Here is a 10,883-nt window from a genome sequence, read left to right on the forward strand (position 1 = left end):
CTAAATAAAAAATTTGCCTTTCTTTTGATTAATTATTAAAATGGTTGTAAATATTGTAAATGATAATAACATAGAAAAAACAACATCGGTTAAAAAATGTTTATTTAATACAATTCTTGACATAGCAACAATTATAATAACTAATCAATAAAAACTCATTTGTAAATAAAACTTTTTATCAGTTTTATTAAACAATAATAAGATAAATAATAAAGTTGATGCTGAATAAGTATGACCTGAAGGAAATGAGTTATGCTCTCATGAAAATCATTTAACTTCTCATCAGTTTCTATAAATTGCTAAGTTAATAGGTCTAGGTCTATTAAATACTAGTTTTAAAATATTTACTAAGATTAATACACTTATAATAGTTATTAAAACTACAATAGCTTTATAAATAGTTAAATCTAAATCATCAATTAGATCAGTTTTTAAATTAAAATAATAAACTAAACTACTTATTATTAATAAACATAATAAATTACTAATAACTGAATAAACTATACCTTGTTTTTCATAAATAAAATTAAAAATAAAAAACCCTAAAGGAATAATAAAATAAATGATATTTTCTACTATTTTATTAATTTTAATTTTATTTTTTAACTTTAAACTTTTTATTAGATAAACTAAAGCTATTGTTAAAGGAATACTTGGAATAACAACTCCAAAATTAGATACAAATATTGCTAGATTTAAATCTTTAGGTCTATTAAAACTAGCTATTTTAAAATCATAAATACTACCAAGAATAAATAAACTTACTAAAATAATAAAAACAAAACCTGTAAATATATAATAATGATTAATTCTATTTTTCATGTAGTTATTTTAACAAAATAAAAAAGAGTCGCTAGACTCTTTTTAGAAATTATTCTAATTACTATTATTAAATTATTATTTATTTAAATTGTAAAATGCTTCTAATCCATCATAAACAGCATTTGTTCCAAGTTCAGATTCAATTTGTAATAATCTATTGTATTTTGCAATTCTATCACTTCTTGACATTGATCCGGTTTTAATTTGTCCTGTGTTAAATGCAACTGCTAAATCAGCAATAGTTGTATCTTCAGTTTCTCCAGATCTATGTGAAACTACAGCAGTTCATCCAGCTTTTTGAGTCATTGTAATTGCTTCAACAGTTTCTGATAAAGTTCCAATTTGGTTTAATTTAATTAAAGTTGAATTTGCAGCTTTTTTGCTAATTCCTTGTTTAATGAATTTAGGGTTAGTTGTAAATAAATCATCTCCAACAATTTGAACTTTATTTCCAATTTGTTGAGTTAATTTAGCAAATCCTTCTCAATCAGTTTCAGCTAATCCATCTTCAATTGAAATAATTGGGTATTTATCAACTAGTTTTTCTAAATATGAAATCATTTCATCTGTTGATAATGATCATTCTTGACCAGTTACTTTTTCAATCTTTTTAAAGTGGTATTTTTTATCTTCAAAATATAATTCAGATGAAGCACAATCCATTGCGATCATAATTCCATCTTTTCCAGGAACATATCCAGCTTTTTTAATAGCTTCAACTAGTAAGTCTAATGCAATTTCAGCAGGAGTTTTTGCTTTAAATGAAGCTAAATCATGTTTTTCATATGCTCATTCAAAGTTAGGTGCAAATCCACCTTCATCTCCAACTGCAGTAATATCTTTTTTAGATTTTAATAATGATTTTAAAGCTTGGAAAGTTTCAGAAGATCATCTTAAAGCTTCACTAAATGATTTTGCTCCAACTGGCATAATCATAAATTCTTGAAAGTCAATAGCTGAATCAGCGTGTTCTCCACCGTTAATAACATTTAACATAGGAACAGGTAATTTTTTAGCTTGAACTCCACCTAAATATCTGTATAATGGAATGTCTAATTCACTAGCAGCAGCTTTTGCAACAGCTAAAGAAACAGCTAAAATTCCATTTGCTCCTAATTTAGTTTTAAATTCGGTTCCATCTAAATCTAGCATTATTTTATCAACTGTTAATTGGTCTAAAGCATCAACTCCAATTAATTCAGGAGCGATTTTTTCATTAACATTTTTAACTGCTTTTAATACACCTTTACCATTGTAACGAGATTTATCTCCATCTCTTAATTCTAAAGCTTCATTAACTCCAGTTGAAGCACCAGAAGGAGCTTTTGCACAACCATATCCACCAAATTCAGTTCAAACTTCAACTTCAACTGTAGGTGTTCCTCTTGAATCTAGAATTTCACGAGCGAAAATTCTTTCTATTCTTGACATAAATATCCCTTTCTGAAAAATAATTTCTAATACAAAAATTATTATATTACATAATGAATGCTTATTGTTGAATTTATAGGAAATGGGTATTACCTTAATTAATTGATTTATTCTACTAAAAAGATTGGTTTAGTTTTAACAGAGTATTTCTAAAATTATTTTTTAAATTTTGGTCTTAATTCTTCTTTGTCCTGAATACCTGAATATTTATCAAAATTATTTAAATAAAATGCCTTAGGAACAGATCATTTACTTAAATCTCTTTTGAAATTTTCTGCGTCAAAAAACATATAATTCATATCTTCTACATTTCTAGTATCTCATCCAGAAATATCCTGATTAAATTTTTTAGCTCCATAAAAGGTTTGGTACATATTTTTTATATTTGATGTGTTTCAAAATTCAATACCATCAATTTTTTCATTTTCATTATCCTTAAATGCACCCTCTAAGCTTGTAATATTTCTAGGAAGAATTTTTGGAACCTTTTTAACATTTTTTGGAATTTTTTTCAATTTAATTCCACCTTTATTACCTGATTCTTTTTCAAATCCTAAAATAAAGATTTCATTAGGGTTATTGGGATTAAATACATGTGGAGAATCTTTTTTATTTATTCCATCTCAATATTTATAATATTCTTGGATAAAATCTTTCTCATCTTCTATACTAGAAAAAATATTATTATTAGAACCAAAATTATTATGTGCCAGATTTCCTTTTTCTACTTCATTTTGTGGTTGATCACCTTGTGACATATCTTTTTTAGATTCAGGAGTTTTATTTTCTTCTTCTTTTATTTTAGAATCAGGTTTATTTGTCAATTGTTTTATCTTTTTATCTGACGTATTAATTTTACAAGATGCAACTAGAATAGTACTTGTAGCTATTAAAGTAAAAGAAGTTAATGTTGTTAAAATTTTTTTCATAATATACCTTTGATTAATAAAAAATGATTATTTTTTATTTCCAAACTTATCTTTGTTTTTCTAATTATATCTAGGTTATAACTTCAAAACTTAGTTCATATTATTAATTGTTAACATATGTTTATTTATTAATAAATGGTGGTCATAAGTCTTTTTGATTTTCAAAACCAGAATATCTCCCGAAATTACTTTGATAAGGTGTCTTTTTTACATCTCATTTACTTAAATTCTTGCTAAAAGATTCTGCAAAAGCAAACATATAATTCATATTTTCCACTTTACTAGTTTTTCACTTAGAAATATCTGTATTAAATTTTTTTGCTCCAAAAAAAGTTTGGTACATATTTTTTATATTAGATGTGTTTCAAGATTCTATACCATCTATAATTTCATTAACATTATTCTTGAACGCTCCTTCTAAACTAGTAACTTTAGTAGGAATTCATTTTGGGACTTTATTTACATTAGTTGGAATTTCTTTTAATTTGTATTCTTCCTTATTGTTTTTCTTTTCTTTTGAAAACCCTAGAAGTAGAATCTCATTCGGATCTTCAGGATTTATAACATGTTCTGCTTCTCCATTTTTCCCATCCTCTAATCATTTGCTATATCCATAAATAAACGATCTTTCATCTTCTGTACTAGACAAAACATTGTTTTTATTATGCTCATTAGGTTGAGTTTGGTTTGAACCATTTTCTCTTTGTTTTCCTGGTTGATCACCTTGTGGCATTTCATTCATATGTTTAGGGGTTTTAGGGTTATTTTTTTCTTTATTATGATTGATATTAGGCATTTCATTTGGTTTTTCTATCTTGTTTTTTAGTGAATTTGTTTTACAAGACACAACTAAAACACTACTTGTAGCTATTAAACTAAAAGAAGTTAACATTGTTAGGATTTTTTTCATATAACCATTCCTACTTTTAATAATGTATTTCTTAATCTATTATTTGGTTTTAATTCAATTTATATTTTTTTAAATAGAACTTTAGTTCTATTTTTCTTATATATTATGCTTGAAAATTTTTACATTGAAAAGTATTTTTTTACATTCTTGTTTGCACTTAATTTTTAAATAAAACTTAATTATTTTTAAACTAAAAAATTGTTAATAAAATATCAATGTAATAAAATAAATATATTGCTTTATAAGAGGTGTTAAGATGAATAATCAAAAAATAATAAATATAGCTGTTATTGCTCACGTTGATGCAGGAAAATCTACACTTGTTGATGCTTTATTAAAACAAAGTAATGTGTTTAGACAAAACCAAGAAGTAGTTGAACAAGTAATGGATTCAAATGATCAAGAAAGAGAAAGAGGAATTACAATTTATTCTAAAAACTGTTCAATTACTTATAAAGATATCAAAATTAATATAGTTGATACTCCAGGACATGCTGATTTTTCAAGTGAAGTTGAAAGAATTATGAAAACAGTTGATACTGTAATTTTATTAGTTGATTCAAGTGAAGGACCAATGCCTCAAACTCGATTTGTTTTACAAAAAGCTTTAGAAATCGGATTAAAACCAATTTTATTTATTAATAAAATAGATAAAAAAGATCAAAGAAGTTTAGAAGTAGTTGAAGAAGTAATTGAATTATTTTTAGAATTAAACGCAACAGATGAGCAATTAGACTTTACAACTTTATATGGAATTGCAAAAAACGGAATTGCTCAATATAGTTTAGATGAAAAAAGCAATGACTTAACACCTTTATTTGAAACACTAGTAAAACAAGTTGGTTCATATCCAGTTGAATTATCAGAAAATAATTTAGTAATGCAAGTTTCAAGTTTAGCTTATGATAGTTTTATTGGAAGAATTGGAATTGGAAGAATTTTTGAAGGAAGTATTAAAGAAAATCAAACTGTAAGTATTGTTAAAAATGATAGAACTGTTAAGCAAGGAAAAATCGCTAAATTAATGGTATATCAAGGTTTAAATAGAGTACCAGTTAAACAAGCATTTGCAGGAGATATTATTACATTTGCAGGAATTGAAGATATATCAATTGGAGATACTGTTAATGAATTAAATGTTATTAAACCTTTAAAACCAATTCATATTGAAGAACCAACAATGTCTATGAACTTTTTAGTTAATACTTCACCATTTGCTGGAAAAGTTGGTAAATTCGTAACTTCAAGAAATATTAAAGAACGTTTAGAAAAAGAAGTTGAAGTTAATGTTGGTTTAAGAATTGAACCTTTAATTAATTCTGAAATTGAAGGATTTAAAGTTTTAGGACGTGGGGAATTACATATTTCTGTTTTAATTGAAGCTATGAGAAGAGAAGGTTTTGAATTAGCAATTTCAAAACCAGAAGTAATTTTTCACCGCAACGCAATGACTGGAGATCTTTTAGAACCAATTGAAAAAGTAATTATTAATACACCAACTGAATATTCTGGAACTATAATCAATAAATTAAATCAAAGAAAAGGAATTATGTTAGACATGGATTCTGATGGTATTAGAGATAAAATAACTTATTCTATACCTTTAAGAGGTTTAATTGGATTTAGATCTGAATTTACAAATGATACTCACGGTGAAGGAATAATGGTTAAAAGTAGTAGTGGGTATGAATTATATAAAGGTGAAATTACTTCAAGACAAAATGGAGTTTTAGTTTCAATGGCTAATGGTAAAAGTCTACCTTATGCTTTAAATAATTTAGAAGAACGTGGAGTTTTATTTATAGGTCCTCAAGTTGATGTTTATGAAGGAATGATCATAGGTCAACATTCAAGAGATAATGATTTATATGTTAATCCAACAACAGCAAAAAAACTAACTAACACAAGAGCTAGTGGAACTGATGATGCTGTTAAACTAACACCATTTAGAAAAATGAGTCTAGAAGAAGCTTTAGAATATATTGCAAGTGATGAATTAGTTGAAATTACTCCAACTGATATTAGATTAAGAAAACGTTGATTAACTCAAGCAGAACAAAAACAACACAGAAACGATAAATACTAGTTTCTAGTGTTGTTTTTTTAATTTACAAATATAAAATCCATCAGTATTTTCTTCAAAACCAAAGATTTGTTGTTCAAAAACTTTAACCATATTTTTATGTTTATTTAAAAACTTATTAATTTGATTTTGATTTTCGTTTTGATTAATTGTACAAGTTGAATAAACCATTTCTCCATTGGTTTTTAAATTATAATAAGCTGATTCTAATAATTCAGATTGTAATTGAATGATGCTTTTAACTTGTTTTTGATCAAATCTTAATTTAATTTCTGGCTTTCTTTTAAACACTCCAAATCCTGAACAAGGAGCATCTAATAAAATATAATCAAACTCTTGTTTTTGTTTAATATCTCTAGCATCCATATTAGTTAAACTAATATTTAAACAATTTAAACGTAAAATATTTTCTTTAATTAATCTGATTTTAGATTCACTTAATTCATTTCCAATAATAGAACCAGTGTTATTCATAATCATTGATAAATGAGTTAGTTTACCACCAGGCGCACTACACATATCTAAAACTTTTGTATTTAAACTTGGGTTTAGAATTTGACTTACTAAAATTGAAGCTTTATCTTGAATAGTGATTAAACCATTTTTATATAAATCAGAATTAATAATAGTTTTATTTGCAACTAAACAATTATTAGTATTAGTTTTTTCTAATAAATAAATATCTTTATATTGATTAAATAATTGATCTGTAGTTATTTTTAAAGTATTTACTCTAATATAAAGTTTTGGTATTTGATGATTATTTATAACTATTTTATTAACAATTTGCTTGTCATATTGTTTAATTAACATTAAATAAAGTTCATAAGAAAAAGAATGAATAATACATAATTCTAAATCTTTATTATCTAAATTAATTTCTAAATATTTATTTTTAAAACGTAAAAACTTATTTAAAATAGCATTAATAAAATTAGCTGATTTTTGATTAATTGTTTTTGCTAAATTAACAGTTTCATTAACAATTGCATAATTTGGAATATTATCTAAATAAATCATTTGATATAAACCAATTAATAAAATGATTTGTAATTCTTTTTTTGTTTTTTTAAGATCAATTAATCTAGTTAATAAATAATCTAAATGAATCTTATTACTAATGATTCCATGTACTAAATTAAAAACAAAATCTTTTTCTAATTGATCTATATCTAATTTACTAACTTTATTTAATAAAACATTAGAATAAGCTTTATTTATAAAGACTTTTTTTAAAATATCAAAAGCTAGAGATCTAGAATTCATCATTATTGTAATGTTTTTGTTCAACACTAAAGAAATTAATCTTAAACATTAATTTTTGAATTTTAAAATCAACAAAATCTTTATCTAATAACTTAGAAAAATCACCATGTCCTAGAACTTTGTGATATACCTTTTTAGTTAGTAATTTAATTAAATAAGTTTCAGCATCGAAATTTTTTGCTTTATGTTTTTCTTCTTCGTTTTTTGCTAATAACTTAACATTAGTTTCTCAATTATTAACAAAATACATATATTTTTCTTTTACAATTTGTTCAACTATTTTTTCTAATCTTTCATAAACAGTAGGACCAGTAATATCAGTTAGTCCTTCTAAATGTAAAACATCAGTAATTTTTGCAACAGCATTAGCAACATTATCATTTTCAATTACATATTGATAATTATGTTTTAATGGAATTTCTAATAAAGCCTTGTCTAATCGAGCTTTTATTTTATCTTCTTCTTCAGTTTGTCTTCCTCTAATTCTATTAGCTAGTTCAGTTAAATTAGGAGGCATTAAAAAAATAGATAAAACATTAGCTTCTTTATTTAAAACTTGAGTAGCTCCATCAACTTCAATTTCTAAAATAACATTATTGCCTTTTTCTAGTTCTTGTTCAACATATTTTCTAGGAGTTCCATAAGAATTTCCAACAAAATGTGCATATTCAATTAGTTCATCATTAACAATAGCTTTTGCAAATTCTTCATTAGAAACAAAAAAATAATTTACTCCATCAACTTCACCATTTCTAGGTTTTCTTGTTGTCATTGAAACTGAATATCTTAAACGTAAATCAGGGTTTTTTAAAAGTTTATCATTAACAGATCCTTTTCCAACTCCACTAGGTCCTGAAATTATAATCATCTTACCTTTTTTCATTTTTATTTTTCCAATCTAAATATGTATAAATACTTTTTGTTATAGTCTTTAAACTTTAATAAACTTAGATCTTTTATTTTATCTAAATCTAAAATCTGGTTTGTTTCACTAATTATAATTGCTCAATCGTTTAATATATTGTTTTTAGTTAAAAAATCAAAAACTACATAATAATAATCAATTTCTTTAAATGGTGGATCTAAATAAACTAGATCAACTTTTTGATGTTGAATTTTTAATAAATTTAATAAATCTAAATAATCTTTTTGATATAAAACATAATCACTAGTAGGTATTTTTTTTAAATTAGAAGAAATAATTTTATTAGCATCTTTACTTAAATCATTAATAATTGCAAATTTAATTCCTCTACTTAATCCTTCAATAGATAAAGAACCAGATCCAGAAAATAAATCTAAACTTATCTTGTTTTCATAAATAAAATAATTACTAATAATATTAAACATATCTTCTTTAATTCTTGTTAATGTTGGTCTTGTTAGAGATGAATCTAGAGTTTGTAATTTCATCTTTTTATATTTACCAGAAATAATATGCATAATTACTCCAATCATTTATATTTAATTATAACAAATCTATTTTGCTATAATATGGATATAATGGAGTAGTAAAATGGATAAAAGTTATTTATTACAAGATCAAATTCATTCAAATAGTTGATTAGTTAAAGATCATAAAAAAGAAATTATTAGAACTAAATCAATTAAATTAGATAATCCTGAAAATTTAAGTAATGAAGATGAATTAGTTATGAAAAAACTAATTGATTTTGTTACTTTTAGTCAAGATGAAAATAATAACAATGTTAATAATAAAGATTATTTACGACCAGCTGTTGGATTAGCAGCTCCTCAAATTGGTGTTAATAAAGATATGTTTTATGTGAGATTTCAATTAGAAAATCATCAAATAGAACAATATGCAATGATTAATACAAAACTAGTTTCTTATTCAACTCAAATTGCTTGTTTAAAAAATGGAGAAGGTTGTTTAAGTGTTGATAATGATCATTTAGGTCTAGTTCCTAGATGTTATAAAATTGTAGTTTCTGGTTATGATTGATTAACAAAAAAATATATCACTTTAACTTTAAGAAATTATCAAGCTATAGTATTTCAACATGAAATGGATCATAATATTGGAGTTTTATATTATGATCATATTAATAAACAAGATCCATTATTTAAAAAAGATGATTGAATTCTTATTGAATAAATTTAAGTGTAATTTAGTTGCATTAGATTAGATGAATATATATAATATTACTGTTTAAGAAAGAAGCACTCGCTCACCATTAACTATTAGTGAAATGGTAATAACTTTTTATTTTAGTTATATGCAAAAAGTGTGCTTTCTAATTCTTTAATGGCACATTTTTTTATGTTAAGGAGAACTGGATGGAAAACAGAAACAGAAATTCAAGACCAATAAAAAATCAAGATCCTATTAATGAGTTCATAAGAGCTCATCAAGTACTAGTTATTGATGAAGACAAACAAAATCTAGGAGTTATGTCAAAAAGACAAGCCTTAGAAATAGCAAAATCAAAAAACTTAGATTTATATCAAGTTGGAGTACAACCTGATGGTACTGTAATAACTAGAATTGTAAATTATGGTAAGTTAAAATACGAACAACAAAAAAAATCTAAAGAAGCTAAAAAACACCAAACAAAAATTGAAAATAAAGAAATTAGAATTACAGTAAACATTGGTAAACACGATTTAGAAACTAAAGCTAGAAAAGCAAAAGAGTTTTTAGAAGAAGGAAGTCGTGTTAAAGTTTCTCTAAAATTTAGAGGAAGAGAAGTTGTTTATCTTGATTTAGGACAACAAACATTAAATAATTTTTTAGAATTAGTTAGTGATGTTGGGAAAATGGAAAAAGAAGCTAAGTTAAATGGTAAATTCCTAGATATGTATATTGTGCCTAAGAAAAATTAGTTAAGAACAAAGGAGATATTAGATTATGCCAAAAATGAAAACTAAAAAGTCTTTAGCTAAACGTGTTACTGTTAAATCAAATGGAACACTAAAAAGAGCTAAAGCTTATAGATCACACCGTGCAACAGGTAAAACTACTAAGCAAAAAAGACAATTACAAAAAGCAACAATTATTAGCAAAGTAGATATGAAAAATCTAAAAGGGCTATTACAATAATAGGAAGGTAATAATAACATGGCAAGAGTTAAATTTGGAAAAGTAACTAGAGCAAGAAGAAAACGTTGAATTAAACGTGCTAAAGGATATTTTGGAACTAAAAAATCATCATTTAAAAAAGCACATGAACAAGTTGTTCGTTCAATGGCTTATGCATTTATTGGACGTAAAGAAAGAAAACGTGACTTTAGATCATTATGAATCGTTCGTATTAATGCAGCAGTTAGACCAGAAGGATTATCATATTCAACATTTATGCACGGTTTAAAATTAGCTAACATTAATATTAATAGAAAAATGTTATCAGAACTAGCTATTAACAATAGTGAAGAATTCAAACAAATCGTTGAACAAGCTAAAAAAGCTTTAAATAAATAA

At 24.6% G+C, this 10,883-nt stretch carries 12 protein-coding genes; 5 read left to right on the forward strand and 7 right to left on the reverse strand.

The annotated features are described in order from the left end of the window. The 4 genes from D500_RS03425 to D500_RS03440 all read right to left on the reverse strand — a co-directional run bounded on the left by D500_RS03425 (position 1) and on the right by D500_RS03440 (position 4,092). Positions 1 to 822, reverse strand: coding sequence for a phosphatase PAP2 family protein (locus D500_RS03425; protein ID WP_008363709.1), 822 nt, complete (start codon positions 820 to 822; stop codon positions 1 to 3). A gap of 75 nt (positions 823 to 897) precedes the next feature. Then, positions 898 to 2,253 carry a phosphopyruvate hydratase gene (gene eno / locus D500_RS03430; protein WP_008363711.1) on the reverse strand — a complete coding sequence of 452 codons (1,356 nt, stop codon included), beginning with the start codon at positions 2,251 to 2,253 and terminating at the stop codon, positions 898 to 900. A 155-nt stretch (positions 2,254 to 2,408) separates the two neighbouring features. Continuing rightward, the gene (locus D500_RS03435; protein WP_008363713.1) at positions 2,409 to 3,182 is read right to left on the reverse strand and encodes a BspA family leucine-rich repeat surface protein; all 774 of its coding nucleotides are present in this window, start codon (positions 3,180 to 3,182) and stop codon (positions 2,409 to 2,411) included. A gap of 121 nt (positions 3,183 to 3,303) precedes the next feature. After that, complete coding sequence (locus D500_RS03440; RefSeq protein ID WP_008363716.1) at positions 3,304 to 4,092, reverse strand: BspA family leucine-rich repeat surface protein; 789 nt, start codon at positions 4,090 to 4,092, stop codon at positions 3,304 to 3,306. 256 nt (positions 4,093 to 4,348) lie between these two features. Here D500_RS03440 and typA point away from each other — a divergent pair, with 256 nt between their 5' ends. Then, positions 4,349 to 6,178 carry a translational GTPase TypA gene (gene typA, locus D500_RS03445; RefSeq protein ID WP_008363718.1) on the forward strand — a complete coding sequence of 610 codons (1,830 nt, stop codon included), beginning with the start codon at positions 4,349 to 4,351 and terminating at the stop codon, positions 6,176 to 6,178. A gap of 3 nt (positions 6,179 to 6,181) precedes the next feature. On the opposite strand, the gene rsmB is transcribed toward typA, so the two are convergent. From rsmB to rsmD, 3 genes are read right to left on the reverse strand one after another with little or no spacing between them, the layout of a single operon-like run. After that, a complete protein-coding gene (gene rsmB, locus D500_RS03450; RefSeq protein WP_008363720.1) occupies positions 6,182 to 7,441 on the reverse strand; it encodes a 16S rRNA (cytosine(967)-C(5))-methyltransferase RsmB in 1,260 nt (419 codons plus the stop codon). Next, positions 7,431 to 8,324 carry a guanylate kinase gene (gene gmk / locus D500_RS03455; RefSeq protein WP_008363722.1) on the reverse strand — a complete coding sequence of 298 codons (894 nt, stop codon included), beginning with the start codon at positions 8,322 to 8,324 and terminating at the stop codon, positions 7,431 to 7,433. The genes rsmB and gmk overlap by 11 nt, the downstream gene beginning before the upstream one ends. Positions 8,325 to 8,326: 2 nt before the next feature. Then, a complete protein-coding gene (rsmD, locus tag D500_RS03460) occupies positions 8,327 to 8,884 on the reverse strand; it encodes a 16S rRNA (guanine(966)-N(2))-methyltransferase RsmD (protein ID WP_008363725.1) in 558 nt (185 codons plus the stop codon). 73 nt (positions 8,885 to 8,957) lie between these two features. Between rsmD and def the strand changes: the two genes are divergently transcribed. The 4 genes from def to rplT all read left to right on the forward strand — a co-directional run bounded on the left by def (position 8,958) and on the right by rplT (position 10,883). Then, positions 8,958 to 9,560, forward strand: a complete 603-nt coding sequence (gene def / locus D500_RS03465) for a peptide deformylase (protein WP_008363726.1) — start codon at positions 8,958 to 8,960, stop codon at positions 9,558 to 9,560. A gap of 182 nt (positions 9,561 to 9,742) precedes the next feature. Beyond that, positions 9,743 to 10,288 (forward strand): translation initiation factor IF-3, encoded by a 546-nt coding sequence (gene infC / locus D500_RS03470; protein WP_008363728.1) that lies wholly within the window; start codon positions 9,743 to 9,745, stop codon positions 10,286 to 10,288. Between the two features lie 25 nt (positions 10,289 to 10,313). Further along, entirely contained in the window at positions 10,314 to 10,505 is a 192-nt protein-coding gene (rpmI, locus tag D500_RS03475; RefSeq protein ID WP_008363730.1) for a 50S ribosomal protein L35, read from the forward strand. An 18-nt stretch (positions 10,506 to 10,523) separates the two neighbouring features. Next, the gene (gene rplT, locus D500_RS03480; protein WP_008363732.1) at positions 10,524 to 10,883 is read left to right on the forward strand and encodes a 50S ribosomal protein L20; all 360 of its coding nucleotides are present in this window, start codon (positions 10,524 to 10,526) and stop codon (positions 10,881 to 10,883) included.

Origin of the sequence: Mycoplasma feriruminatoris, assembly GCF_000327395.2 — a bacterium.
In the GTDB taxonomy this organism is placed as follows: Bacteria; Bacillota_I; Bacilli_A; order Mycoplasmatales; family Mycoplasmataceae; genus Mycoplasma; species Mycoplasma feriruminatoris.